The sequence below is a fragment of the Candidatus Contubernalis alkalaceticus genome (assembly GCF_022558445.1).
GTDB lineage: Bacteria > Bacillota > Dethiobacteria > SKNC01 > SKNC01 > Contubernalis > Contubernalis alkaliaceticus.
Genome location: NZ_CP054699.1, coordinates 2,587,196 through 2,612,956, shown reverse-complemented (window position 1 = coordinate 2,612,956; position 25,761 = coordinate 2,587,196). Strand labels below are relative to the sequence as shown.

The window sequence follows — 25,761 nt, the reverse complement described above, 5'->3', positions numbered from 1 at the left end:
ATTTTAAAAAAGACAGCTTAGGTCAAGTCTAGAGAGAAGAATATCCTATATAATTGGGGATGAATTTCCTATATAATAATGTTTCTATAAAAGTTATAATATAAATGATATGAAGGCTTGAATTTATTTAATAATAGGATTGATTAACAAAGGGTAATTATTGTTTGAATTTGAACAGTTGATGAGATAGGGGTGAAAGAGATTTGATTTGGAAGATTATCGTAGGGTTGTGGATGTCTGTGGTGATTGTGGCTTCATTTTTATATGCCCCTCCGGCTTTGGAGTTGGGAGAAGTGTCACGAATTATTTTTTATCATGTTCCGTTGGCCTGGGTAGCCGTTTTAGCGTATCTGGTGTCCATGGTAAATGCTGTTCAGTATCTGCGGACAGGCAGTATGGAACTTGACCGGCGAACCGCCTTCAATGCAGAAATAGGAACTGTTTTTGCGCTGTTGGCTACGGTTACCGGAGCGGTTTTTGCGAAAAATACCTGGGGTGCTTATTGGAACTGGGATCCCCGGCAGACCTCAATATTTGTCTTACTATTAATCTATGCAGCGTATTTTGCTCTCCGTTCAGCGGTGGAAGAAGAGGGACAGCGGGCCAGGCTTTCGTCGGTGTATGCCATTATCGCTTTTTTGACGGTGCCCTTTTTGGTGTTTATTATTCCCAGAGTTTATGCTACCCTACATCCGGATCCCATAATTAATGTAGAGGGCAGTATGAATATGAACACTCAAATGCTTCAGGTCTTCCTGGCCTCTCTGGCGGGTTTTACGGGGATCTATTTTTGGATATACAGTCTGCAAAATCGAATTATTAAACTACAGGAAAAATTTAAGAGAAAAAAAATTTAAAGGAGGTAATGTCATGTCTGATCTCTATGTAGTAATGGTGGTTACGCTTTTATCCTGGATTGGCATATTTCTTTATCTGTTAAAAATGGATTTAAAAGTTCGGGAGTTGGAAAAGAAATGAAACCAAAGTTCTATATAGGTATTGTTGTAATTATTGCTTTTTCTATATTTGCCTTTGGTGCCTTCCAGTCTTCGGTAACCCCTTATGTCACCTTTAGTGAATCCTTTGATTCTGTCAGGAATGTTCAGGTCATGGGATATTTTACCGGAGGAGAGGCTCGTTATGACCTGGAAAAGGGGTACCTGGAATTTGAACTGGAGGACGTTGAGGGAACCCGGGTTTGGATTAATTTCCATGGGGCCAAGCCTGCCAATTTTGAAAATGCTGAAAGTGTCGTGGTGGTAGGGAAATACGACGGTATTCTTGAAGTTTTTCAGGCGGAAGATATTCTGGTGAAATGTCCCTCAAAATATGAAGGAGGTTAGGACACTTGATAGGTAGTTATGCAATATACGCAGCATTTTTCTTTGCTCTGTGCGCAGTTCTGATTTACGGGGGCGTATTTTTCTTTAAACGGGAGGAATTTCTTCCCTATGCCCGAGGCGTGTACTATTTAAAAACAGCAGCCGTTACTGCTGCTTCCTCATATCTTTTATGGGGATTATTAACGCATCAATTTAAGTATTTTTATGTTTATTATCACAGCAGCACTGACCTCCCCCTGGAATATTTAATTTCGGCATTCTGGGCCGGGCAGGAGGGGACTTTTCTCCTTTGGGTTCTTTTGGCTGCTGTTTTTGGCCTTTTTATTATTCGCTGGGAAAAAGAATACGAGAGTCCGGTGATGTTTTTTCTCCTGGTGGGACAGGCATTTCTTTTGCTATTTTTACTATTATACAATCCTTTTCGGATTATGCCGGGAATTCCTCTGGAGGGAGTCGGCCTTAACCCTCTCTTGAAAGATCCCTGGATGGTTATCCACCCTCCCATAATTTTCGTGGGTTATGCGGCCCTGCTCCTTCCCTGTGCGTATGCTTTTGGGGGGCTTTGGAAAAAGGATTACCAGGAGTGGGCTTCCCGGGCTCTTCCCTGGGCTTTGACCGGATGGCTGTTTTTAGGGGCAGGGATTATTATCGGTGGCTACTGGGCGTATCGAACCCTGGGTTGGGGTGGTTACTGGGGATGGGACCCGGTGGAGAACGCCTCCCTTGTGCCCTGGTTGACTTGTACTGCCCTGATACACGGGATTTTACTGCAGAGAGCCCGATTCTTAAGTTATCGTTCAAACCTGTTTTTTGCTTATATTACTTTTGTGCTGGTTATCTATGCTACCTTCCTTACCCGAAGCGGTATACTGGCAGACTTTTCAGTTCATGCCTTTGGGGAAACGGGATTGAATGCTTATATGCTGGCCTTTATGCTGTTTTATTTCCTGGTGGGGACAGTTCTTATGCTGTTCCGTTGGCGGGATATTCCCGGCCTTGATCCAGGGGAAAAGTGGTATTCCAAGGTGTCCACCTTTTCATATACTGCCATATTACTTTCTATTTCGGCGGTATTAATTACCGTGGGGACTTCATCTCCTATTTTGACAGGATTGTTGGGGGATCCCGCCAGCGTAGATATTTCTTTTTATAATCTAACCAATGCTCCTATTGTGGTTCTGTTAGCCTTGGTTCTGGCATTATGTCCCTTGTTGGGATGGAAAGATGAGGATCTCTCGGGGATTAAGCGTAAGATGAGAGGTCCAATGCTCTTTACATTGGCAGGACTGATAGTATCTATTGCCCTGGGGGTTTACTCTCCTCTTAAACTGGCTTTTATAGGCGCTTCCTTGTTGGCCCTGGGAACTAATGCCCTTGCCTTTTTACCGGCTGTCAAAAGGGGACTGAAGAACAGCGGTGGCTATTTGGCCCATTTAGGCCTGGCTTTGATGTTCATTGGCATTTTAACATCCTCTGCATTAAGTCACAGTCATATCATATCTCTGAAGCAGGGGGAGACGGTGGAGGCCCTGGATTATCATTTCACTCTTATAACTAATACTGTGGTGGATGAAAAGGAAGCCTTTGAGATTCAGGTGGAAAAAGGCGGTCGCACATGGACCGCTACTCCTAAGATCTATTTGGCTGGGAGTGAACCCCGTTTAATGAGGGAGCCCCATATACTTCGGGGATTAAGCCGGGACCTGTATTTGAGTCCCCTGGAGGAAAGGCTGGAGTTTCCTGGGGAGACGGTAACTATGATTAAAGGGGAAAAAGTGGAGGTTGGAGAATATTTAATAGATTTTGAGGGGTTTGATTTTGATTCCCATGAAGGTGGGAGTAAAATACAGATAGGGGTAGTGTTAAATATTGTTAAGGGAAACCTGGAGGAGAGGGTAGTACCTACACTGAAGAGCACGGAAGATGGAGTAAAACCTGGGGCTAAAGACCTGCCTGGAGGGATAGATGAGGTTTTGGTAGAAGCCCTGGATGCCAGCGAAGGAATGGTTAGATTTAGGGTAGCGCCCAAAGACAGCCCACCTCCGGAAGAATTGTTAGTGATTGAGGTAAGCCGCAAACCACTGGTTTCAGTTCTAGTTATTGGTTCCGTGCTGCTTATGGCAGGTACCGCCCTGGCGGCCTGGAGAAGATTTTCTGTGTATTTCAGGGGTTAACTGGTCACACTAAAAAATACTAATGTTTGAAAAGATTTAAGGGAGAGATATTGATGCAGAATGAAATTGTGGTTCTGGGAATAAACCACCGGACGGCCCCGGTAGAGATCAGGGAAAAGCTTTCTTTCACCGAAAAAGAACTGGATCAGGCTTTATCCTTTAGCAGTGAAAAAGACGAACTGGAGGAGACAGTAATTATCTCCACCTGTAACCGTACAGAAATTTACTGTGCGGGAGCGGGCTTGAAAAAAAACAGTGATGCTGTGGTGAGTTTCCTTACGGATTTTAAAGGTATCCGGGAAGAAAAAATGAAAGACTGTTTTTACTTGTATCAGGGGCAGGAGGCGGTGGAACATCTTTTCAATGTAGCTGCCGGCCTGGATTCTATGGTGTTGGGGGAGACTCAGATTCTAGGACAGGTAAAGGAAGCCTATCAGAAAAGCATGGAGAAGCAGAGGGTTGATACAATATTTCATGCCCTTTTTAGGCAGGCACTGGTGGTAGGGAAAAGGGTACATCGAGAGACGGCTATTAATGATCATCCGGCGTCGGTGAGTTACGTGGCGGTAAGCCTGGCTAACCAGATTTTCCCGGTGCTGAAGCATCAGAAGGTTATGGTGGTGGGTGCAGGTGAGATGGCGCAGTTGACTATTAAACATCTGTGCGACGAAGGGGTTAAGGATCTGGTGGTGGTTAACCGCAGTATTCAACAGGCGGGAAAGCTGGTTGAATTGTTCGGGGGACGGGTTGAGGATTACAACCGCTTGTTACAGATTATACCCCAGGCAGATATAGTAATTAGTTCTACCAGTGCACCCCACTTTATTTTGAACAAGGAAAAAATGACCAGGGTGATGGAACAGCGAAATCATAAAAAAATCTTTCTTATAGATATTGCGGTTCCCCGGGACATTGCCCCTGATGTTCGGGAAATTCCAGGAGTTAACCTTTATAATATGGATGATCTCCAGGCGGTTTTGGAAAACAACATGAAAGAAAGAAAGTTGGCGGCAAAACAAGCGGAAAAGGTCATTTCCCAGGAGACAGAAGATTTTCAAAATTGGCTGAACACCCGCAGGGTAGTTCCGTTGATTACGGCTCTGAGGGCTCGGGCGGAGGACATTCGCAGGGAGCAGTTGGAAAGTGCCCTGGAAAAACTTAATGGACTCTCCGAGAAGGAAAAAAAGACGGTGGAGCGGCTTTCTAAAAATATTATGAATGACCTTTTACGGATTCCGGTGCTCCGATTGAAAGAAAAGGCTGCGGAAAAAGATGTGGAAGGCTGTATTGCCAGCCTTTGTGAATTATTCAGCCTGGATATTGAGGGAGAACAAGGGGAAAAAGAAAAAAAGTCAGACAGGGGTTTTTAGTCGATGGAAGGGTTTTACCCTATAAACTTAAAAGTAAAAAAAAGAAAAGTCTTAATCGTTGGGGGCGGAAAGGTGGCTTTTAGGAAAGTGAAAAATTTGCTCTCCTATGGGGCACATATTCTGGTGGTAAGCCCAAGGGTGCTGCCGGAGATAGAAAGTATGGCTGTGGATGGGCTTATAAAGCTTTTTCAGGTAAAATACAACCGTACTTATCTGGAAGGCTGCTGTCTGGTGATTGGAGCTACCGATGACCGGGAGGTAAACGAAAAGATAGCTCAAGATGCGCAAAATGCCGGTATTCCTGTAAACATTGTGGACATTCCTTCCCTGTGCACCTTTCTGGTGCCGGCAGTTTTACGAAGGGGCTCTCTAACCATCAGTGTATCCACAGAGGGAAAAAGCCCGGCAATGTCTGGCAGGATTAAAAAAGGTTTGGAAAACAGTTATGGTGAGGAATTTAGCCTGCTTCTGGATTATCTGGGGGGCTTGAGGAAAAAAATTCTTCAGGAGGTTGATGACCCAGGAATTCGCCGGAAAATATTTATGGAAATGTCTGACCCGGAACTGGTAAAACTGGTTCAGGAGAAGGATTTGAGCCGGCTGGAGGAGAAGTGCAGGGAAATTATAAATAAAAATCAAGGTTTTATCATGGAGGATTTATGAAAACAATAGTAATCGGTACCCGGGGCAGTAATTTGGCCCGGGCGCAGGCTAACTTTATTATGGAGCGTTTAAAGAATCATTATCCTGATCTGGGTTGTGAGATTAAGATTATTCAGACCACCGGGGATAAATTTCTTACGGAATCCTTTGATAAAATGGAGGGCAAGGGAGTCTTTGTCAAGGAAATTGAAAGTGCCCTGTTGGAAAGGGAAATTGACATTGCTGTTCACAGCATGAAGGATCTTCCAACGGAGGAACACCCGGATCTGGTGTTGGCGGCCATAACGGAGAGGGAGGATCCCCGGGATGTGTTGGTGTCTCATAAAGACTACTGGCTGGCCACACTGCCCAAAGAGGCATTAATTGGTACCAGCAGTATCCGCCGCCGGTCACAACTTCTTCACTTTCGCCCGGACTTAAAATTTGAACCCATTCGGGGGAATGTAAATACCCGTTTAGGAAAGATGAGGGACCAGGGGATGGATGGTGTAATTTTAGCCTATGCCGGTTTAAAACGTCTGGGTTTGGAGGACCAGGCCCGGGAAATTATTCCTTTTAATATTTGTATGCCTGCCGTGGGCCAAGGAGCCCTGGGCATTCAGTTGAGGAAAGATGATGAAGAGGCCGTAAAACTGGTTTCATTTTTGAATCATTTTTCTACAGCCTGCACGGTTACAGCAGAAAGGTCAATGCTGAAAACTTTAGGGGGAGGGTGTCAAGTCCCCATAGGTGCTTTTGGAGAGCTTAAGGGTACGGAGGTTAAACTTTCGGGATTGGTAGCTTCCCCTGACGGAAAATTTGTCTTAAAGGATTCTTTGACAGGGCCTTTGACCCAGGCGGCTTTTGTGGGGCGGCATTTGGCCCGAAGGCTTTTAAAAAAAGGAGCAGATAAGCTCCTTAAAAGTAATCGATGTTAATAAAAGAACTCATGATAAATTAATTGTACAAAGGATGAAGATAATTATGAATAAAGGAACAGTTTACCTGGTAGGCGCAGGACCGGGAGACCCCCGTTTAATTACTTTAAGAGCTTTAGAATGTATTAGGGGAGCTGAGGTTTTGGTTTATGACCGTCTGGTCAACCCGGGCATTTTAGATTTTGCCTCCGATGGGGCGGAAAAAATATTCGTGGGTAAAAGGTCTGGGATGCATGCCCTTCCCCAGGAGAAAATTAATCTACTACTGGCGGAAAAAGCGTTAGAGAATAAAATTGTAGTTCGATTAAAAGGGGGTGACCCCTTTGTATTCGGGCGTGGGGGGGAAGAGGCCGAGCTTTTAGTGGAAAAGGGAGTACCTTTTGAGATTGTCCCGGGCATTACTTCCGCAGTAGCGGTGCCGGCTTATGCCGGTATTCCCGTAACTCATCGTGATTTTGTTTCCGCTTTTTCGGTGATTACCGGACATGAAGAGGAAAAAGAATCTTCAGCTCTGGATTGGGACAAACTGGCTAAATCTGAGGATACCTTAATTTTTCTGATGGGTATGAAAAACCTTTCCTTAAATGTTCAAAGCCTGCTTGCCCGGGGAAAGCCTCCGGAGACACCGGTAGCTCTAATTCGATGGGGTACTCTGGCTAAACAGGAGGTGCTGCAGGGCACCCTGGAGAATATCGTTTCTTTGGTAGAAGAAAGTGGTTTTAAGCCCCCGGCGGTGACCATAATGGGTAGGGTAGTGGGTCTTAGGGATAAATTGAAGTGGTGGGAGAAAAAGCCGTTAATGGGCAGGTCTGTTGTGATTACCCGGCCCCGTCACCTGCAAAAGTCTTTCCGAGAAAAAATACTGGACCTGGGGGGAGATCCGATATACTTTCCCACGGTGGAAGTGATTTCACCTCCGGACAACGTAGAACTGGATAGGTGCCTTGAACACATTAGTGAATATGGTTGGATAATTTTTACCAGCATCCATGGGGTACAATACTTTTTCCAACGTATGCGGGAAAAAGATATTGATTTTAGAGATTTGAAAGGGGTCAAGCTGGCAGCCATTGGGCCAAAAACCCGGGAGGCGGTAGAAGCCCTGGGGATTAAAGTAGAATTCCAGCCCGGTGAATACCGGGCGGAGGCCATTGCCCAAGGGATGAGGGGGTTTTTGACTCCGGGAGAAAAAATTCTGCTTCCCCGGGCGGATTTGGCTCGTCCGGAACTGGCGGAGGCATTGAAGCAGATGGGGATGCAAATAACTGAAGTGACGGCCTATTGCAATATCCTTCCCCGAGTAGAAGTTGATTTTCCCTTAGAAGACCTGTTGAATCGAAGGGAAAAACCGGTGATTACTTTTACCAGTTCTTCTACGGTTACAAATTTTTTCCGGCTTTTAGGGGAAGAACGGGGAAAATTGCTGGCAGACAGAGCTTTACTGGCCAGCATTGGCCCTATAACCAGCGAAACTATCAGGTCCTATGGAAAAAATGTAGACATTGAGGCCTCAACTTATACCATGGAGGGTCTGCTGGAGGCTATTTTAAAATACATGCTGGAGATTAGTTAGGGGGAAATAACTTGATTAGTATTACCAGGCTTTTATGTGGTTCAGAATACTATGGTGACAGTTTAAGATACCGCCCTGGCGCAGGGAAAGAGATTCACGGCACATCTCCCGGCAGTGGGCCGGTAGTAATCTGGAATATTACCCAGAGCTGTAACCTGAAGTGTAAACATTGCTATGCCAATTCGGAATCGAAAAAATATGAAGGGGAACTATCCCCAAAGGAAGGTCTAAAACTAGTTGATGACCTGGCGGCTTTTAAAGTTCCGGTTATTTTATTTTCAGGAGGGGAACCCCTGATTCGGGAAGATTTTTTTGATCTGGCCTCCCGGGCCGCTAAACTGGGAATTCGGGCTACTATATCTACCAATGGGACATTGATTACTCCAGATACAGCCCGCAGCATAAAAAAAGTAGGTATCAGCTATGTGGGAATCAGCCTGGATGGCCTGGGAGAGCTTAATGACCGTTTCCGAGGCAGCCAGGGCGCCTTTGATCAGGCTCTGCAGGGGATTAGAGCCTGTCGGGAAGCGGGACAAAAGGTAGGTCTTCGCTTTACCATCAATCGTCACAATTTCAACCAGATTGAAGATATTTTATACCTTGTCAAGGAGGAGAAGATTCCCCGGGTTTGTTTTTACCACCTGGTGTATACCGGCAGGGGTAAGGAAATGATTAAGGAGGATATCTCCCACGAAGAAACCCGGGAGGTATTGGATTTGCTCATGGAAAAAACTAAAGAGTTTCACCAAAAGGGCCAGGAAAAGGAAATCCTTACGGTAGATAATCACGCGGACGGTCCATATATTTATATGAAGATGAAGGAAAAAGATCCGGAAAAAGCCCAGGAAATCCTGGAACTTATAACCATCAACGGCGGCAATCGCAGCGGTATGGCCGTGGGCTCCATAAACAGTCTTGGGGATGTATACCCGGACCAGTTCACCCGGACTCATAAACTGGGCAGCGTTAAGGAGCGTTCCTTTAAAGAAATCTGGACCAATGAAGATAACGAATTTTTAAGGAAATTGAGGGATCGAAAGCCCCTGTTAAAAGGAAGATGTTCTTCCTGCCGCTGGTTGGATATGTGTAACGGAAATTTCCGGGCCAGGGCTGAAGCCTTTACAGGAGATTATTGGGAAACAGACCCTGCCTGTTTCCTGACCGATGAAGAAATCAGGGCAGACTGACAAGAAATTCATTTTATTATAACGATTGTTATTCGTTTGGAGGGAGTTTATTATGTACTTTCCTGAAAATAGGCCCCGACGCCTGAGGGTTTCTTCCAGCTTACGGCAGATGGTAAGGGAGACAGTGGTTACTGTGGAGGATTTGATATATCCTTTGTTTGTTGTCCACGGCAGGGGGGTGAAGGAGACCATTCCCTCTATGCCGGGGGTATTTAGATATTCTGTGGATTGTCTTTTGGAGGAGGTAAGGGAAGTGTCTGCCTTGGGCATAAAAGCAGTGCTTCTTTTCGGTATTCCTGCTTATAAGGATGACAGGGGATCTTCAGCTTATGATCCTCAGGAGGTGGTCCAAAGGGCAGTAAAAAAGTTAAAAAGAGCTTTCCCAGATTTGTTGGTTATTACTGATGTCTGTCTTTGTGAATATACCAGTCATGGCCACTGCGGCCTGATAGAAGAGGGCCAGATATTAAACGATGCCACTTTGGACCTGTTGGCAGAGACGGCTCTGTCCCATGCCAGGTGTGGGGCGGATATTGTGGCCCCCTCAGATATGATGGATGGCAGGGTGGGGGCTATCAGGGAGAGTTTGGATAGGGAGGGATACCAGTCTGTAAACATCATGTCTTACAGCGTGAAATATGCTTCTCATTTTTATGGTCCTTTTCGGGATGCTGCTGGTTCAGCCCCCTCATTTGGGGACCGGAGAACCTATCAAATGGATTCGGCCAATGCCCGGGAAGCCTTGAGGGAGGTTCAGCAGGATGAGTCTGAGGGAGCTGATATTATCATGGTAAAACCAGCTCTGGCCTATCTTGATATCATACAAAAGGTAAGAGAAGAAACTCTGCTGCCGGTAGCTGCTTACAATGTCAGTGGGGAGTATTCCATGGTTAAAGCAGCCCAGGAGAAAGGTTGGCTTGATGGACAAGATATTATGGTGGAAATATTAACTTCAATCAAAAGGGCCGGAGCGGATATGATTATTACCTATTTTGCCAGGGACATGGCCCACCTTCTTAACAAGTAATATTTAAAAATAAAAAACCGGGAGAGAATGAAGATGCTTGTATCTTGGAATACTACCAGACAATGCCATCTAAAATGTAAACACTGTTACCGGGATGCCGGATTAAAGGACTCCGATGAACTGGATACCGCTCAGGGGAAAAAGTTAATAAAGGACCTGGCGGCAGCGGGCTTTAAGATGATCATTTTAAGCGGGGGGGAGCCTCTGCTTCGTCCAGATATTGTAGAACTAACAGCATATGCCCGGGAATCGGGGCTGCGGACAGTTTTTGGCACCACGGGAACTTTGTTGGACTTTGAGCTGGCGAAAGAATTAAAAAGTGCTGGTGCCATGTGCATGGGCATCAGTCTAGACAGCGCCAACCCGGCGATGCATGATAATTTCAGGCAGGTGCCGGGTTCTTGGGAAAAAGCAGTGCAGGGTATGAAAAACTGTCTTCAAGTGGGCCTGCCTTTTCAAATTCACACCACCGTGGTGAATGAAAATTTTGAGGAATTTGAAAATATAACGGATTTTGCCGTAAAGATAGGAGCCCGGGCTCATCATATTTTTTTCCTGGTTCCCACGGGCCGGGGGAAAGATATTGAAGAAGATGGCTTGAGGCAGCGTCAGTATGAGCAGTTAATTCATCGTATATTAAAAAAACAAGGGGAAGTGGATATCGAAATCAAACCTACCTGTGCTCCCCAGTTTATGCGGGTAGCCGTTCAAAAAGGAATGGAAATGCGTTTTAACCGGGGTTGCCTGGCGGGAAGGTCGTACTGCTGTATCCTGCCCAATGGCGACCTTCATCCCTGTCCCTACCTTCCTATAAAGTTAGGAAACGTGGTAGAAACAGATTTTAAAACCTTATGGCAGGAATCACCAGTTTTAAAAGATCTACGCCAGCCCTCTCAGGGAAAATGTGGAGAATGCCGTTATGAGGAAATGTGCGGAGGATGTAGGGCCAGGGCCTATTATTACAGTGATGGAGACTATATGGCAGAAGATCCCTGGTGCGTATACGGCAAATAAGGTTATCAAGTTTCAAGGGTTGTCAAGGGGACAGTTCTTGTGACAATATTTTTGGCATGATTAATTTGTTTTATGTTTTTCAAGAATAAAAAAAACACCGGGATTCCTCGGTTCTCTATAGGGAATAAAAAAAGGAGTTAATTATGAATCCAGTGGACAGTAAGCTTTTAAATATAATTCAAAAGGAATTCCCATTAAGTTCCCGGCCCTATCAAGAATTAGGTAATCGACTGGGTCTTAAGGAAGAGGAAGTTATTAAAAAAATTACCGCTTTTAAGGAGCAGGGACTGGTGCGGAGAATTGGTGGGGTCTTTGACCCCCGGGGTTTGGGCTACCGCAGTACCCTGGTGGCACTGGAAGTTATTCCGGAAAAATTGGAGGAGGTAGCCCATCAGGTTAACAGCTTTTCTGAAGTGACCCATAACTACCAGCGGGATCACCGTTTCAACCTGTGGTTTACTTTGATTTCACCTGGGGAGGATAGGATTAAAGAGATAATACAGATTATTGGCAAAAACCCCTCAGTGGTTAATTTGATGAACCTGCCTTTTCTAAAGCTTTTTAAAATTGGCACTTATTTCGAGGTGGGCACAAAAACTGCTGAAGCAGTTCATACACAGCATTTAGATAGGAATTAAGAATATATTTTGGTAGCGTTATCGGGATGCTTTAACCAACTTTACAGCGGGGATGTGAAGGAATGTTAACAAATCAGGAAAAAAAGATTGTGAGTTTCCTCCAGGAAGATTTACCCTTGGATCCACGGCCCTTTGAAAATTTGGCAGATAGTTTGGGGATTGAGGAAGAGGAATTATTAGTTAAGGTGAAAGAACTTCAGGATAGGGGTCTATTGAGACGTATTGGAGCTGTAGTTCGACATTACCATGCAGGATATCGTTATAATGCCATGGGCTGTTGGCAGGTTGAGGAAAGCCTGGTAGATGAAGTGGGCAGTAAAATGAGCGCATATTCTGAAATTAGTCATGTCTACCAGCGTCCGGCTTTTCCTCCTCATTGGCCGTATAATTTATTTACGATGATTCATGGAAAATCAAAGGAAGAGTGCCAGGATACTGCGGAAAAAATTTCTAAGGAAACTGGGACAAAAGATTTTAATTTGCTGTATTCTATAAAAGAATTTAAAAAAACCAGCATGCGCTATTTTTAGCGCTTTTTTTAACAAAGGAGGGTTTAAGGTGACTGAAAAAAAATCCATAGAAGCATTTGAGAAGGCTAAGAAAATAATGCCTGGCGGGGTTAATAGCCCCGTAAGGGCTTTCAGTTCTGTTGGGTTGAATCCCCCTTTTATATCCGAGGGTAAAGGGTCTAAAATATATGACCTGGAGGGAAAGGAGTATATTGATTACGTTTGTTCCTGGGGGCCGTTGATTCTGGGGCACTGTCACCCTCAGGTGGTGGAGGCGGTAAAAACTGCTCTGGAGAGTGGTACCAGTTTTGGGGCACCCACAGAGATGGAAACGGAAATGGCGGAACTGGTGACAGGAGCTTTTCCTTCCATGGAAATGGTGAGGATGGTGAATTCCGGGACAGAGGCTACCATGACTGCTCTGCGCCTGGCTCGAGGATTTACCCAGAGGGATAAAATCTTGAAGTTCAACGGCTGTTATCACGGACATGTAGACAGTCTGCTGATTAAAGCCGGTTCTGGAGTTACTACCCTGGGTCTGCCGGATAGCCCGGGAGTTACCCCGGGGACGGCCCGGGATACCATTAGCATATCTTATAATGATATAGATTCGTTAAAAGAAGTATTTGAACAGCAGGGAGAGGAAATAGCCGCAGTGATTCTAGAACCGGTGGCCGGAAACATGGGGCTGGTTTTACCTCGTTTGGGTTATCTGGAATTTTTACGGAAAATCACTGAAAAGTATGGTTCACTGTTAATCTTTGATGAGGTGATTACCGGTTTCAGGGCTGCCTTTGGAGGGGCCCAGGAGGTTTATGGAGTGAGACCGGATCTGACCTGTTTGGGTAAAATTATTGGCGGTGGTCTTCCTGTGGGCGCCTATGGTGGAAGAAGAGAGATAATGGAGAGCATGGCTCCCCTGGGTCCTGTCTATCAGGCAGGCACTCTTTCGGGGAATCCTCTGGCCATGTCTGCAGGGATTGCTGTATTAAAGGTTTTAAAAGAAGGGTCAATCTATACCCAGTTGGAGGTTAAAACGAAGAAATTGTTGGAGGGGGTAAAGAAAGGTGCGGATAGACTGGGGATACCGGTTCGTGTCCATAGGATTGGATCCCTGTTTTGCGTTTTCTTCCAGGAAGGGGAGGTTTGGGATTTTGACACAGCTGCCCGCTCTGATCTAAATATGTTTACTAGATATTTTCAGGCTATGCTGGAGAGAGGAATATATCTGGCTCCTTCTCAATTTGAATCAGGATTTGTTTCTGCAGCTCATACGGAAGAAGATATTGAAAGGACCATCGAAGCGGGAACAGAATCTCTTGAAAAAGCAGCACGGAGTTAATTGAAAAATTGTTGTGCCGGAGGTGTCGAAATGTTTTTTAATGAAGAATTAAAATTCAGTGCAGAAATTTTAAAAGAGCAGCTGGTGGAAATCCGTCGGCATTTTCATCGTTATCCTGAGACAGCCTTTGAGGAGGAAAAAACCGGGGAATATATTTCTTCCCTATTGGAAAAATTGGGGCTGAAGGTCCAAAAGAACGTAGCTGGTACTGGAGTGACAGCTTTGCTAAAAGGAAGTGAGCCGGGCAAAACCATTGCTCTGAGAGCGGATATGGATGCTTTGCCCCTGCAGGATGGTAAGGATGCCGACTATTCCTCCCGTTACCCTGGTGTCTGTCATGCCTGCGGACATGATGCTCATATGACGGTAGTCTTGGGAGCAGCAATGCTTTTATTGAAATATTCAGAAAAGATAAAGGGACAGGTTAAGTTTATCTTTCAACCTGCTGAGGAAAAACCCCCCGGCGGTGCTTGTTTCATGATAGAAGCGGGTGTGCTGACCCAACCTTCAGTGGACGCCATTTTAGGGATACATACCAACCCGTACTATCCAGTAGGTTCTGTAGCCCTGAAAAGGGGACCGGTTATGGCGGCGGCGGACTCGTTTAAAATAAAAATTATTGGAAGCGGAGGGCACGGTGCAGCTCCTCACCAGACGGTGGATTCGGTGGTGGTGGCTTCCCAGGTGATACAAGCTTTGCAGCTGATTTCCAGCAGGAGGGTTAATCCAATAGAACCGGTGGTATTAAGCATTGGGAAAATTCAAGGGGGGGAAAAGTTTAACATTATTGCTGCGGAAGTGGAGATGGAGGGGACTGTGCGTACTTTGAGTTCTGAACTACGGGATCGGATGGAAGGAATGATTGATGAAATCCTTAAAGGGATTACTTCTGCTTGTGGTGCAGCATATGAATTGGAATACACCAGAAATTACCCGGTATTGGTGAACGAAGACAAAGTAACTGCTCTAGTTGAAGAAGCCTCTAGAGAAATCTTGGGAGAAGAAAATACGTTGATTATGGAAAGCCCACTCATGGGCAGTGAGGATTTTGCACATTATTTAGAGCATGTTCCCGGCTCCTATTTATTTCTGGGAGTTGCTCCTGAAGCAGGGAAGTCAGTTCATCCCTGGCATCATCAGGATTATGATATCAACGAAGAATCTCTGCCTGTGGGGGCAGCAGTGTTGGCTTGGGCTGCCTTGAAGTTATTGGAATGATTGATTAACCATAAATATAGGACAGACTGTCTGGTGTCTCAGCATAAAGTTTATGGTTTTGTAAAAAGGTTTAACCCAAGGTTTAAATCTTGTTATTTTCACCAAAAAAAAAGCCCAGTATAAACTGGGGATATGGGGAAATTATGAATAAGGGTTGGTAGTTTACGTTGTAAGCTCACTGTAAGTATTTGAAAATTTACTAAATTCTGAACTTAATTATAATACAAAGATTGAACCTATGCAAGGATTATTTTAAAATAAATAGAATAATTAATTATTAATATTTTTTATTGTGGTTTTCTTCAGCTGGAGGGTAATGATAATAATATAAATATTCTAGCTTAAAAAGAACTGGTAAAGGAGAGGGTTTTTTGGAGCAGGTTGGTGAAGTTTTTGAAGTAAATGATGATGGTATGGCAAAAATAATAGTTAAGAAACATTCTTCCTGTAAAAGTTGTGGTGGATGTGGCATTTTATCAGCAGGAGGGGGGACAGAAGTCACCATAGAAGTTCCTAATCCTGTGGGGGCAAAAGTAGGGGAATTCGTTAGAATAGGAGTAGAGACAAATAAAGTAATACTTGCTTCCCTCATTGTCTACGTCATTCCTGTAATTGCACTGGTTATTGCCATGTTTATAACGCAAAAGGTGGCCATAGGCAGTGGCTATCAGGAAACTGCAGAAGTTATGAGTATTGGAGTAGGCTTTTTGGCTATGGTATTAGTATTCGTGGTTATCAGGCTTATGGACAAGCGAATTGCCCAAACACGAAAGTTTAAACCCACCATAACGGAGATTATTCCCGAGGATCAGTTGGAAGCCTGTTTGGTAGAATACAACGGAGAGAAAGAATAATTAAGTCCACAGAGGGTAAGGAGTTTGACATGACAGGAAAAAACAATAATGATGGACACATAATAAAATTGAATATAGGAGGCATGCATTGTGCTTCCTGTGCGGCTAACATAGAGAAGAGCCTAAAAAAAACTGAGGGAATTATAGATGTTTCTGTAGTTTTCCCTCTGGAAAGCGCCACCGTTAGCTATGACCCTCAAAAAATAGAACCTGCTGAAATTGATAAAATGGTCCAGGATCTGGGGTTTGAAGTTCTGGCTCAGGACCCCCTCTTTGAATCAGAGGAAGAAACTAAAGTGGAACTGGAGCTTCGAAGCCGAAAAAGGGTGCTGTTTTTTGTGATGGCAGTTACGATATTCCTGGAAGCGCTGATGCTGATGGAGATGTGGCATGTGGTACATGTTCCAGGTCACGATTGGATTATGCTGGCGGCTGCCCTTCCTATTGTATTTTGGGCCGGCCTGCCCACCCATAAAGGCGCCATGAACTCCCTGCGCCACGGCAGTGCCAATATGGATGTGTTAATTTCCATGGGCACAATAGCGGCATTCAGCTGGGGTATTGCCTCTTTTTTCATATCGGACAGTGTTTCTTTTATGGGTCTATCCGCCATGATTATGGCCTTTCACCTGCTGGGCAGATATCTTGAAACCATCGCCCGGAGTAAAACCTCCTCCGCTATTCGCAAGCTATTAGAACTGGGAGCTAAGACTGCTCGAATGATAGTTGACGGAGAGGAACGGCAGGTTCCCGTGGAAGCTCTGAAGCAGGAGGATTTAGTAATGGTCAAGCCTGGGGAAAAAGTACCTGTAGATGGTGTGGTAGTGGAGGGTTACTCCAGCGTGGATGAGTCAATGGTTACTGGAGAGAGCATACCGGTAGACCGGACGGTTGGGGATGAGGTTATCGGAGGAACTATGAACAAAAATGGAGTCCTGATGGTAAAGGCCAGCAAGGTGGGGAAAGATACCTTTTTGGCCCAAATTATTAAGGCGGTGGAGGAGGCCCAGGCTTCCAAGGCTCCTATACAGGTGCTGGCGGATCGGGTTACCGCTTACTTCGTTCCAGTGGTAGTCACTATTGCTGTTCTCACCTTTATTGCCTGGTTTTCCATAGGAGGTCTCTCGGGCATGGAAAGAGCTCTGTTCGCTTCCATTGCTGTTTTGGTTATTTCCTGTCCCTGTGCTCTGGGGTTGGCTACACCCACGGCCATTATGGTGGGTACGGGTATGGGTGCGGAAAACGGAGTTCTGATTAAGGATGCCGAAAGTTTACAGACTATGAAAGACATAGATACGGTAGTTTTTGATAAAACCGGCACCTTAACTCGAGGAGAACCTTCTTTGACCGATGTAGTTGCTTTCAGTGAGGGGGAAGAAGATATCTTGAGGCTGGCCGGCAGTGTGGAGTATGGGTCGGAGCATCCTATCGGCCAGGCTTTGGTACAGGGAGCCCGAAAAAAAGGTCTAGTATTGGATTCAACAGAAGTGTTTGAAGCGGTGACGGGAATGGGGGTAAAATCCCGGGTTAATGGCAGGGAAGTTCTTTTAGGGAATCCCAAACTGCTCTTTAGTGCTGGTATTTCATTGGAGGACAGGATAAAAGAGGAAGTGTACCGCCTGGAGAACCAGGGAAAAACTGTAGTATACCTGGCAGTGGAGGGGAAGCTTGCAGGAATTCTGGCGGTGGCCGATACTCTGAAGGATGATGCCCGCTGGGCAGTAAATTATTTAAAGGGAAAAGGCTTGGAAACGGTTATGCTTACCGGTGACAACCAGCGCACTGCTACGGCTATTGGAGCTCAGGTGGGTATAAATCAGGTACTTTCAGAAGTGCTGCCCCATGAGAAGGAGGCGGAAATCCGCCGTCTACAGGAGGAGGGCAGAAAAGTGGCTATGGTAGGGGATGGGATTAACGATGCTCCTGCTCTGGCCCAGGCAGACGTAGGCATTGCCATCGGCACCGGCACAGATATTGCCATAGAAGCCTCAGATATAACCTTGATCCGAGGAGACCTTTCCTCAGTGGTAACCGCTTTGAATTTAAGTCGTTTCACATTTAATATCATTCGCCAAAATCTTTTTTGGGCTTTTGGTTATAACACCCTGGCTATTCCCATAGCTGCTTCAGGACTGCTGAGTCCGGTGATTGCCGCTATTGCCATGGCCATGAGTTCTATTTCGGTTTTGCTGAATTCTCTGAGATTAAAGCAAAAAAGAGTGGTTAAAAATTAAATTTTGGAGGGTAATGATGAAGAAGAGAATTGATGGTTTGAAGAGGAGAATGGAAGAAAAGGGATTTGATGTGGCATTATTGATGTATCCCCGGGATGTATATTATTATGCGGGCACTGCTCAGCCCTGTAATCTGTTGGTCACTCTGAAGGAGGAGCCAATTCTCTTTGCCAGAAGGGCCTGGGACTTTGTCCAGGAGGAGGCCACCCTGGAGGATATAAGGCCGGGAGGCAGCCTAAAAGAGATAAAAAAAATCCTGCACAGCTTTGGTGTCAAAGGGGGAGTTATAGGCATGGAGGAGGATGTGCTCCCTGCCAGGCTTTACAGTAAGACGGCAGAATTTTTTGAAGACTTCCGGTGTGAAAACATATCTCCTTTAATTATGGACCAGCGGATGATAAAAGATTTAGAAGAAATAGAGCTGGTTAAAAAATCTGCCGGGCTGTTTTCCCATATTCATGAGGTAATATTAAACAACCTCAGGCCGGGGATTACGGAGGTAGAACTGGCGACATTGATTTGGGTGGCTAATCGCAGAGAGGGTCATGAAGGTTTGACAGCCCACAGACGTTGGGATGGATATCTGCCTGGGGACGGAATTGTAGCTTCCGGTGATAACATGTGGAAAATTAGTGGATATGCCATGACTGTAACCGGTGTAGGAAAAAGTAAGGCTCTTCCCTGGGGTTCCTCAGACCGGGTAATCCAAAAAGGAGATTTGGTGATGGTGGATATAGCTCCCAGCTATCAGGGATATCACGGGGATATTGCCCGGACTTACGTGGTGGGTCAGGCAGATGACAGGCAAAAGGAAGTTTTTGGCTCATTACTTAAAATAATGGAGTCGGTGCTGAGCCATATACGAGCAGGTATTCCGGTAAAGGAGCTGTATCATCTGGCAGTAAAGATTGCGGAAGAAGAGGGATATGGTGATTATCTGCAGGGCTATGGCAGCCAGAAGGGTGAATATATTGGGCATGGGTTGGGCCTGGAGGTGGACGAACCCCCGGTGGTGGGCCCACATGCGGATATGCTGCTCCAGGAAAATATGGTCCTGGCTATAGAGCCTAAAATAATCATACCTCAGTGGGGTGCAGTAGATTTAGAGGACACGCTTCTTGTGACTAAAGAAGGGTGTGAAATATTCAGCCCCATTGATAAACAGCTTTTTGAAGTGTAACAAGACAGCAAGCCAAAAAAATTATCGGAGAGTAAAGATATAATAAGGTAAGGTGAGCTTGGGAAAATCAAAAGGTTCTGGCTGCATATCAGGGGCCCTTTTAAGAAATGCACATGACGGAGGCAATAGAGAAAGCTGGTTACAAGGTTTTTAAGCTAGCTATTATTTCCGTTGACTTTTATAGGGGTGTATGTTAGTATTAAAAAAAATTAAGAATTACCTCATCTCAAAAAGGGGTGGGGTAGAGGAGCGGTTGTCAAAAGTACTGCGGGGAGCTTAGGAAGGCTTTGAAGCGCAGGAAAGGGGCTGCCGCCGAAGTCGTAATTTTTCCTAAAATTACGGCTGGGTCTGCAGTTAAGAACTGCAGGACTGTCATCAAGGGTTTCCCTGGACCCCTGGTGGTGTGCTATCTCACGGTAGGGATAGGGAGAGGTGACTGTTTCGGCTGACTGAAATCACCTGTTAGTCGTTTTTTATTTTTACAGGTAAGGGAGAGAATATAATGATGTTAACAGGGACCATGAGAATCAACTCAAAAGGCCATCTGGAAATCGGAGGATGTGATGTGGTGGGTTTGGCCAGCCGCTACGGGACGCCTTTAAATATTATGGATGAATCACTGGTTCGCACCCGGTGTAGATATTATCTACAGAGTATGGAGAAGCACTATACAAACTTTGAAGTGATTTATGCAGGGAAAGCTTTTTTAACCACGGCTATGTGCCGACTGCTGGAGGAGGAGGGCATGTCCTTGGACGTGGTTTCCGGTGGGGAACTTTTTACAGCTCTTCAGGCGGATTTCCCTCCGGCTCGCATCTATTTTCACGGGAACAACAAAACCCCAAAAGAGATAGAAATGGCACTAGAAGCGGGCGTGGGGAGGTTTATCGTTGATAGTTTTAGTGAATTGGATCTGCTGGAATCTCTGGCCGGGAGTATGGGCCTGCAGGCAGAGGTTTTGTTCAGGGTGAAGCCTGGGGTAATGCCCGATACTCATCAGTATATACAGACCGGGCAGGTGGATTCAAAGTTCGGCTTTGGATTGACGGACGGCCAGGCTTTGGAAGCGGTAGAGAAGTGTTTGGGTATGAAGCATATTCTTCTAAGGGGTTTGCACTGCCATATTGGTTCACAGATTTTTCATACGGAGCCCTTTGTCCAGACGGCTAATATCATGATGTCCTTTTTACGGGAAATTGATGTTATTAAAAATGTGCAGCTGACAGAATTAAACTTGGGGGGAGGATTGGGCATCCGCTATTTAAAAGATGACCAACCCCCTTCTATTGATAGTCTTATCAGTGCCATGGCGGAAGCAGTAAAGACCAGGGCAGTGGAATATAATCTTCCTTTACCTAAATTAATGATCGAGCCGGGCCGTTCCATTGTGGGTGAGGCTGGTACTTCTCTCTATACTATTGGGACCATCAAAGAGGTTCCCGGAATCCGACGGTACGTATCTGTGGACGGGGGTATGTCCGATAACTTAAGACCGGCCTTATATAATGCTAAATATGAAGCTCTGGTGGCAAACAAGGCGGAACAGTCCCGGGGAGAAGTGGTATCTATTGCCGGTAAAGCCTGTGAATCTGGGGATATGTTAATCTGGGATGTGGATCTTCCTCCGCTGGAACGAGGAGATTTATTGGCTATCCTCAGCACCGGTGCTTACACTTACTCTATGGCAAACAACTATAACCGCATTCCCCGACCTGCTGTAGTCTTTGTGCAGGGGGGAAATTCAGACCTGGTTATAAAAAGGGAATCTTACGAAGATCTGGTGATGAATGACCTGATTCCCAAAAGAATGAGAAAAATTAAAGGTGAGCCGTTGATAAAGAAGGCAGCCAATCCATAATTCTAGGAGAGTTTTGAGAAATGAAATTTGTTAAGATGCACGGACTGGGTAATGATTTTATTGTTGTGGAGGATTTCTCGGGGAAAATTCAGCTTTCTGATTTACAAATACAAAAGCTCTGCCACCGTAATTTTGGCGTTGGGGCTGATGGATTAGTGCTGATCCTTCCCTCTCAAAAGGGAGATATTCGCATGCGTATATTTAACAGCGACGGCACTGAGGCAGAGATGTGCGGCAATGCTATACGCTGTGTGGCTCGGCATACTTATGAGAGAGGTCTGGTGGATAAGGAAGAAGTCCTGGTAGAAACCCACAAAGGTTTAAATCTGACTAAGGTTTTCTTAGTTGAAGATCAGGTGGACAGTGTAGAGGTGAATATGGGGGAACCTGTGTTGGATTCTCAGTTGGTACCTGCCCAGGGAAAAGATAGATTGATCCTCATGGAGGATCTGGTGCTGAACCAGTTGGGACTCACTTTTAAGATTACTGCTCTGTCCATGGGAAATCCCCACTGTGTAATTTTTGTGGAGGACGGTGAGAAAATGCCCTTTAACGAGATTGGGTATCAAATTGAGCATCATCCCCTTTTCCCTCAAAAAACTAATGTGGAATTTGTAGAAATAATAAGCGATAAGGAAATCAAGATGAGGGTCTGGGAGAGGGGCGTGGGGGAAACTCTCGCCTGCGGCACCGGAGCCTGTGCTTCCGTGGTAGCCTCGGTTCTAAACAACCTTACGGAAAGGAGGGTGACGGTTTACCTTCCCGGGGGGCAGTTAGAGATTTACTGGGATGAAGAACAGAAGACAGTATTTATGAGGGGCCCGGCAGAAAGAGTTTTTAATGGTGAAGTTCTGTAGAGGTTTTAAAAAAGGTCTATAGTAGAGGAAGAGGTGTTCTAGAGTGAAAAAAAAAGCAGGACGTATAGAGAAACTACCCCCGTATCTTTTTGCGGAAATCGATAAAAAAATTCGGGAGGCTTTAGATAAAGGCGTGGATGTGATTAAGCTTGGAATTGGAGATCCTGATCGGCCTACCCCGGCATATATTGTGGAACGAATGCAGCAGGAGGTTACACTGCCCCGTAATCACAGTTATCCCCCCGATGAGGGGTTGATGGAGTTTCGGGAGGCGGTAAGCCGTTATTACCTAAGAAGATTCGGGGTGAAATTGGATCCCCAAAGAGAGGTTCTCCCTCTAATCGGTTCTAAAGAAGGAATTGCACATATCTCTGCTTGTTTTGTTGATTCCGGAGATGTTAACCTGGTGCCGGATCCAGGATATCCAGTATACGGTATTGGAACCCTTTTTGCCGGCGGCCAGACTTACCGTATGCCTCTTCTGGAGGAAAACAGTTACCTTCCTGATTTAAGCATAATCCCGGAGGAGACAGCCCGTAGGGCGAAACTGATGTTTTTAAATTATCCTAATAATCCTACCGGTGCCGTGGCAGAAAAAGGCTTTTTTGAAAAAGCCGTAGAGTTTGCTAAGAGATACGATGTGGTAATATGCCACGATTCTGCTTACCTGGAAATTTCCTTTGACGGTTATCGACCAGTGAGCTTCCTGGAGGCCTCGGGAGCCCTGGAATGCGGCATTGAATTCGGTTCCCTGTCCAAGCCCTTTAACATGACCGGCTGGCGGGTAGGTTATGCCGTAGGTAATGCTGAGGTGCTGGAAGCACTTTACCGTTACAAGACCAATATTGATTCCGGTAACTTTAAAGCGGTTCAGTATGCCGGAGTGGAGGCCCTGGACAATCCCAAGGCATTGGAACATATGGAAAGCATGCAGAAGGTTTATCAGGACAGGAGAAACGTGGTGGTGGAAGCACTGCGGGAGGCAGGATGGACTGCTGCTGCCCCTAAAGCTTCTTTCTATGTATGGGCACCGGTCCCCCAGGGATATACTTCCACGGATTTTGTTTCTTACATTCTGGAGGAGACTGGAGTGGTGGTGACCCCCGGCAGCGGGTTTGGGGAATACGGAGAAGGATATTTCCGTATTGCTCTCACCGTAGAGGTGGAGCGGCTCAAAGAGGCTATGGACCGGATTAAAGGTGTTGTGCGTTTTAAAGGATAAGACTGTGCTCAGGTTGTCATTTTTATAAATTTCTAGAAAAATTCTTATGGGGGTAGAAGATAATCAGTCATATAATTACATTACAATAGTATACTCATGTATATTCATTATAAAAATAATAAATGGAGGGGATCAAACTAATGAAAAAGTATAACGTGGCTATCGTCGGGGCGACGGGAATGGTTGGGCAGACTATGCTTAAAGTGCTGTTGGAAAGGAATTTTCCCATGTCAGGGTTGAAATTATTGGCTTCAGCCCGCTCTGCTGATTCTACTGTAGAATTGGAGGGCAAGGAATACAAGATTGAGGCAGCAGAACCTGCCGCTTTTGAAGGAGTGGATTTTGCGTTCTTTAGTGCCGGAGGGGATGTCAGTCTGGAACTGGCTCCTGAAGCGGTAAAGAGAGGCACTATTGTGGTGGACAACAGCAGCGCTTTCCGCATGGATGCGGATGTTCCGCTGGTAGTTCCCGAGGTAAACCCCGATGCCCTGGTGGGACATAAGGGCTTGATTGCTAACCCCAACTGCTCCACCATCCAGCTGGTTGTGGCTTTAAAACCTTTACAGGACATTTCTCCCATGAAGAGAATTGTAGTTTCAACTTACCAGGCGGTTTCCGGTGCCGGCAAAGAAGCGGTGGATGAGCTGGTGGACCAGTGCAGGGCAGTAATTGAGGGTAATGAACTGGTAAAAACTATGATCCCCCACAAAGGTGCCAAGAAAAACCATCAGATTGCTTTTAACGTGGTGCCGCAGCTGGATGTATTCCTGGATAATGACTATACCAAGGAAGAGATGAAAGTAGTTAAAGAAACTAGAAAGATTATGGGTCTCCCTGACTTAGGGGTTTCTTCTTTTGCTGTAAGAGTGCCGGTGATGAATGGTCATTCCGAGTCGGTGAATATAGAGTTTACTGCTCCTATTACCGTGGAAGAGGCCCGGGAAGCACTGGCTAAATTCCCCGGAATTATTGTAGTTGACAACCCGGCGGAGCTGTTGTACCCCATGCCATGGGATTGCAATGGAAAAGATGAAGTATTTGTGGGTAGGATTCGTAAAGATGATTCCGTGGAACACGGACTCAACATGTGGGTGGTTTCCGACAATATTCGTAAGGGAGCTGCTACCAACTCTATACAAATTGCTGAGTGCATAATAGAAAAAGGACTTTGCTAGAGGCGGGGGATAAGATGAAAATTATAGTACAAAAGTTTGGAGGCACCTCTGTAGCCACTCCTAAACATAGGGAGATGGTGGTGGAGCGGGTCAAGGAGGCTATTGATCAGGGTTTTTCCCCGGTGGTGGTAGTTTCTGCCATGGGAAGATTGGGAGAACCGTATGCCACTGATACCCTTAAGAATCTGGCACTATGCGTAAATCCCGATACCAACTTGAGGGAACTGGATATGGTTATGAGTTGTGGAGAAATTATTTCTACTGTGGTTATGGCCAGTACACTGCAGGCCAAAGGGATTCCCGCCCGGGCCATGGCTGGTTTTCAGGCAGGGATGCACACCGATGGTGAATATGCTCAGGCGGAAGTGGTGAAGTGCAAGCCCCATAAGATTCGGGAAGCCCTGGAGAAGGGGGAAGTGGTAGTGGTTGCCGGTTTTCAAGGAATTTCTCCGGATTGGGAAATTAACACCATGGGCAGGGGTGGAAGTGATACTTCTGCAGTTATCCTGGGAGCAGCCTTGGATGCGGAACAGGTAGTGATTTTCACCGATGTCAGCGGCGTGATGACTGCAGACCCCAAAATGCTGGAGGACGCCCGTATCATAGATCACCTGACCTACAGCGAGGTATGCCATATGGCGTATGAAGGGGCAAAAGTGATCCATCCGCCGGCTGTGGAGATTGCTATGCAGCACAATGTCAGTTTAGTAATCAGAAATCCTGCGGATCCCGGATCCGGCACCCTTATTAACAATGAATACAGCGACCATGGAGGGTTTCATAAACGAAGAAGGATTATTACGGGAATTGCCCACGGACACGATTTGGCCCAGGTAAAAGTAAAATTTTTACAGAACAGCAGCGTTTCTGAGCTGGATCTTTTCCAGCAGCTGGCGGAGGCCAAAATTAGCATTGATCTGATTACGGTTTTTCCCGAAGTAAAGGTCTTTACCGTTCAGCAGCCGGTCTTACCCAAAGCGGAAAAAATTCTTACTGGCTTGGGAGTAGAATATGAGGTGATAAAGGACTGTGCCAAGGTTTCTGTGGTAGGTGTGGGTATGAGGAATATACCCGGAGTTATGGCAAAAGTGGTGAGGGCTTTTAATGATCAGGACATTAAAATACTACAGACCGGTGATTCTAATATTACTATTTCTCTATTAATCAACCAGGAAGATTTAAAAAAAGCAATCAAGACTCTTCACGATCACTTTGAATTGGGAAAGGGCCACAACTTTTCTGCAGAGGTTTATTAAAAATTATGTCATAATTTCTGTCATGAACAACCAGTTGGATTTGAGTAGTTACTTAATTATAAAAAAAGAGCGGAACATCGCTCTTTTTTTTTAAATATATGAGGATAATTCGGGGTCATTTCATCCTAGAATAGATATTCAACACCCTGG

Annotated in this window: 23 protein-coding genes and 1 riboswitch; all 23 genes read left to right on the top strand. The window is 45.5% G+C overall.

What is annotated here, in order from left to right:
* Nucleotides 1-203: 203 nt before the first annotated feature.
* Nucleotides 204-857, top strand: coding sequence for a cytochrome c biogenesis protein (locus HUE98_RS13080; protein WP_241421074.1), 654 nt, complete (start codon nt 204-206; stop codon nt 855-857).
* A gap of 13 nt (nt 858-870) precedes the next feature.
* Nucleotides 871-978 (top strand): CcmD family protein, encoded by a 108-nt coding sequence (locus HUE98_RS13075; RefSeq protein WP_241421073.1) that lies wholly within the window; start codon nt 871-873, stop codon nt 976-978.
* Nucleotides 975-1,343 (top strand): cytochrome c maturation protein CcmE domain-containing protein, encoded by a 369-nt coding sequence (locus HUE98_RS13070; protein WP_241421072.1) that lies wholly within the window; start codon nt 975-977, stop codon nt 1,341-1,343. The genes HUE98_RS13075 and HUE98_RS13070 overlap by 4 nt, the downstream gene beginning before the upstream one ends.
* 5 nt (nt 1,344-1,348) lie before the next feature.
* Nucleotides 1,349-3,517, top strand: coding sequence for a heme lyase CcmF/NrfE family subunit (locus HUE98_RS13065; RefSeq protein ID WP_241421071.1), 2,169 nt, complete (start codon nt 1,349-1,351; stop codon nt 3,515-3,517).
* Between the two features lie 53 nt (nt 3,518-3,570).
* Complete coding sequence (gene hemA / locus HUE98_RS13060) at nt 3,571-4,887, top strand: glutamyl-tRNA reductase (RefSeq protein WP_241421070.1); 1,317 nt, start codon at nt 3,571-3,573, stop codon at nt 4,885-4,887.
* A 3-nt stretch (nt 4,888-4,890) separates the two neighbouring features.
* The gene (locus HUE98_RS13055) at nt 4,891-5,550 is read left to right on the top strand and encodes a precorrin-2 dehydrogenase/sirohydrochlorin ferrochelatase family protein (protein WP_241421069.1); all 660 of its coding nucleotides are present in this window, start codon (nt 4,891-4,893) and stop codon (nt 5,548-5,550) included.
* A complete protein-coding gene (hemC, locus tag HUE98_RS13050) occupies nt 5,547-6,467 on the top strand; it encodes a hydroxymethylbilane synthase (RefSeq protein ID WP_241421068.1) in 921 nt (306 codons plus the stop codon). Before HUE98_RS13055 ends, hemC begins: the two co-directional genes overlap by 4 nt.
* Nucleotides 6,468-6,513: 46 nt before the next feature.
* Nucleotides 6,514-8,040 (top strand): uroporphyrinogen-III C-methyltransferase, encoded by a 1,527-nt coding sequence (gene cobA, locus HUE98_RS13045; RefSeq protein WP_241421067.1) that lies wholly within the window; start codon nt 6,514-6,516, stop codon nt 8,038-8,040.
* Nucleotides 8,041-8,051: 11 nt separating this feature from the next.
* Nucleotides 8,052-9,227: a putative heme d1 biosynthesis radical SAM protein NirJ1 gene (nirJ1, locus tag HUE98_RS13040; RefSeq protein WP_241421066.1), complete on the top strand. Its 1,176-nt coding sequence runs from the start codon at nt 8,052-8,054 to the stop codon at nt 9,225-9,227.
* 52 nt (nt 9,228-9,279) lie between these two features.
* Nucleotides 9,280-10,254, top strand: a complete 975-nt coding sequence (gene hemB, locus HUE98_RS13035; RefSeq protein WP_241421065.1) for a porphobilinogen synthase — start codon at nt 9,280-9,282, stop codon at nt 10,252-10,254.
* 33 nt (nt 10,255-10,287) lie between these two features.
* Nucleotides 10,288-11,268 (top strand): putative heme d1 biosynthesis radical SAM protein NirJ2, encoded by a 981-nt coding sequence (nirJ2, locus tag HUE98_RS13030; protein ID WP_241421064.1) that lies wholly within the window; start codon nt 10,288-10,290, stop codon nt 11,266-11,268.
* Nucleotides 11,269-11,411: 143 nt separating this feature from the next.
* On the top strand, nt 11,412-11,906 hold the full coding sequence (ahbA, locus tag HUE98_RS13025) for a siroheme decarboxylase subunit alpha (protein WP_241421063.1): 495 nt from the start codon (nt 11,412-11,414) through the stop codon (nt 11,904-11,906).
* 62 nt (nt 11,907-11,968) lie between these two features.
* Nucleotides 11,969-12,436 (top strand): siroheme decarboxylase subunit beta, encoded by a 468-nt coding sequence (ahbB, locus tag HUE98_RS13020; protein WP_241421062.1) that lies wholly within the window; start codon nt 11,969-11,971, stop codon nt 12,434-12,436.
* Nucleotides 12,437-12,464: 28 nt separating this feature from the next.
* On the top strand, nt 12,465-13,757 hold the full coding sequence (gene hemL / locus HUE98_RS13015; protein WP_320415612.1) for a glutamate-1-semialdehyde 2,1-aminomutase: 1,293 nt from the start codon (nt 12,465-12,467) through the stop codon (nt 13,755-13,757).
* A 30-nt stretch (nt 13,758-13,787) separates the two neighbouring features.
* On the top strand, nt 13,788-14,975 hold the full coding sequence (locus HUE98_RS13010; protein ID WP_241421061.1) for a M20 metallopeptidase family protein: 1,188 nt from the start codon (nt 13,788-13,790) through the stop codon (nt 14,973-14,975).
* 371 nt (nt 14,976-15,346) lie between these two features.
* Nucleotides 15,347-15,829, top strand: coding sequence for a SoxR reducing system RseC family protein (locus HUE98_RS13005; protein ID WP_241421060.1), 483 nt, complete (start codon nt 15,347-15,349; stop codon nt 15,827-15,829).
* A gap of 29 nt (nt 15,830-15,858) precedes the next feature.
* Nucleotides 15,859-18,063, top strand: coding sequence for a heavy metal translocating P-type ATPase (locus tag HUE98_RS13000; RefSeq protein WP_241421059.1), 2,205 nt, complete (start codon nt 15,859-15,861; stop codon nt 18,061-18,063).
* A 16-nt stretch (nt 18,064-18,079) separates the two neighbouring features.
* Nucleotides 18,080-19,243 carry a M24 family metallopeptidase gene (locus HUE98_RS12995; protein WP_241421058.1) on the top strand — a complete coding sequence of 388 codons (1,164 nt, stop codon included), beginning with the start codon at nt 18,080-18,082 and terminating at the stop codon, nt 19,241-19,243.
* Between the two features lie 234 nt (nt 19,244-19,477).
* Nucleotides 19,478-19,660, top strand: a riboswitch (Lysine riboswitch).
* Nucleotides 19,661-19,748: 88 nt separating this feature from the next.
* Nucleotides 19,749-21,101, top strand: coding sequence for a diaminopimelate decarboxylase (gene lysA / locus HUE98_RS12990; RefSeq protein ID WP_318036558.1), 1,353 nt, complete (start codon nt 19,749-19,751; stop codon nt 21,099-21,101).
* A gap of 20 nt (nt 21,102-21,121) precedes the next feature.
* On the top strand, nt 21,122-21,958 hold the full coding sequence (gene dapF / locus HUE98_RS12985; RefSeq protein ID WP_241421056.1) for a diaminopimelate epimerase: 837 nt from the start codon (nt 21,122-21,124) through the stop codon (nt 21,956-21,958).
* Between the two features lie 43 nt (nt 21,959-22,001).
* Complete coding sequence (locus HUE98_RS12980; protein WP_241421055.1) at nt 22,002-23,180, top strand: LL-diaminopimelate aminotransferase; 1,179 nt, start codon at nt 22,002-22,004, stop codon at nt 23,178-23,180.
* A gap of 140 nt (nt 23,181-23,320) precedes the next feature.
* On the top strand, nt 23,321-24,355 hold the full coding sequence (locus HUE98_RS12975; protein ID WP_241421054.1) for an aspartate-semialdehyde dehydrogenase: 1,035 nt from the start codon (nt 23,321-23,323) through the stop codon (nt 24,353-24,355).
* A gap of 14 nt (nt 24,356-24,369) precedes the next feature.
* A complete protein-coding gene (gene dapG / locus HUE98_RS12970) occupies nt 24,370-25,611 on the top strand; it encodes an aspartate kinase (protein WP_241421053.1) in 1,242 nt (413 codons plus the stop codon).
* Nucleotides 25,612-25,761: the final 150 nt, after the last annotated feature.

Bases quoted from the DNA above. Each gene is read 5' to 3' on its own strand.
- dapF (WP_241421056.1), top strand. From the start codon at position 21,122: ATGAAATTTGTTAAGATGCACGGACTGGGTAATGATTTTATTGTTGTG.
- HUE98_RS13070 (WP_241421072.1), top strand. From the start codon at position 975: ATGAAACCAAAGTTCTATATAGGTATTGTTGTAATTATTGCTTTTTCT.
- cobA (WP_241421067.1), top strand. From the start codon at position 6,514: ATGAATAAAGGAACAGTTTACCTGGTAGGCGCAGGACCGGGAGACCCC.
- ahbB (WP_241421062.1), top strand. From the start codon at position 11,969: ATGTTAACAAATCAGGAAAAAAAGATTGTGAGTTTCCTCCAGGAAGAT.
- nirJ2 (WP_241421064.1), top strand. From the start codon at position 10,288: ATGCTTGTATCTTGGAATACTACCAGACAATGCCATCTAAAATGTAAA.
- HUE98_RS12995 (WP_241421058.1), top strand. From the start codon at position 18,080: ATGAAGAAGAGAATTGATGGTTTGAAGAGGAGAATGGAAGAAAAGGGA.
- HUE98_RS13000 (WP_241421059.1), top strand. From the start codon at position 15,859: ATGACAGGAAAAAACAATAATGATGGACACATAATAAAATTGAATATA.
- HUE98_RS13055 (WP_241421069.1), top strand. From the start codon at position 4,891: ATGGAAGGGTTTTACCCTATAAACTTAAAAGTAAAAAAAAGAAAAGTC.
- HUE98_RS12975 (WP_241421054.1), top strand. From the start codon at position 23,321: ATGAAAAAGTATAACGTGGCTATCGTCGGGGCGACGGGAATGGTTGGG.
- hemA (WP_241421070.1), top strand. From the start codon at position 3,571: ATGCAGAATGAAATTGTGGTTCTGGGAATAAACCACCGGACGGCCCCG.
- HUE98_RS13075 (WP_241421073.1), top strand. From the start codon at position 871: ATGTCTGATCTCTATGTAGTAATGGTGGTTACGCTTTTATCCTGGATT.
- lysA (WP_318036558.1), top strand. From the start codon at position 19,749: ATGTTAACAGGGACCATGAGAATCAACTCAAAAGGCCATCTGGAAATC.
- HUE98_RS13010 (WP_241421061.1), top strand. From the start codon at position 13,788: ATGTTTTTTAATGAAGAATTAAAATTCAGTGCAGAAATTTTAAAAGAG.
- hemB (WP_241421065.1), top strand. From the start codon at position 9,280: ATGTACTTTCCTGAAAATAGGCCCCGACGCCTGAGGGTTTCTTCCAGC.
- hemC (WP_241421068.1), top strand. From the start codon at position 5,547: ATGAAAACAATAGTAATCGGTACCCGGGGCAGTAATTTGGCCCGGGCG.
- ahbA (WP_241421063.1), top strand. From the start codon at position 11,412: ATGAATCCAGTGGACAGTAAGCTTTTAAATATAATTCAAAAGGAATTC.
- dapG (WP_241421053.1), top strand. From the start codon at position 24,370: ATGAAAATTATAGTACAAAAGTTTGGAGGCACCTCTGTAGCCACTCCT.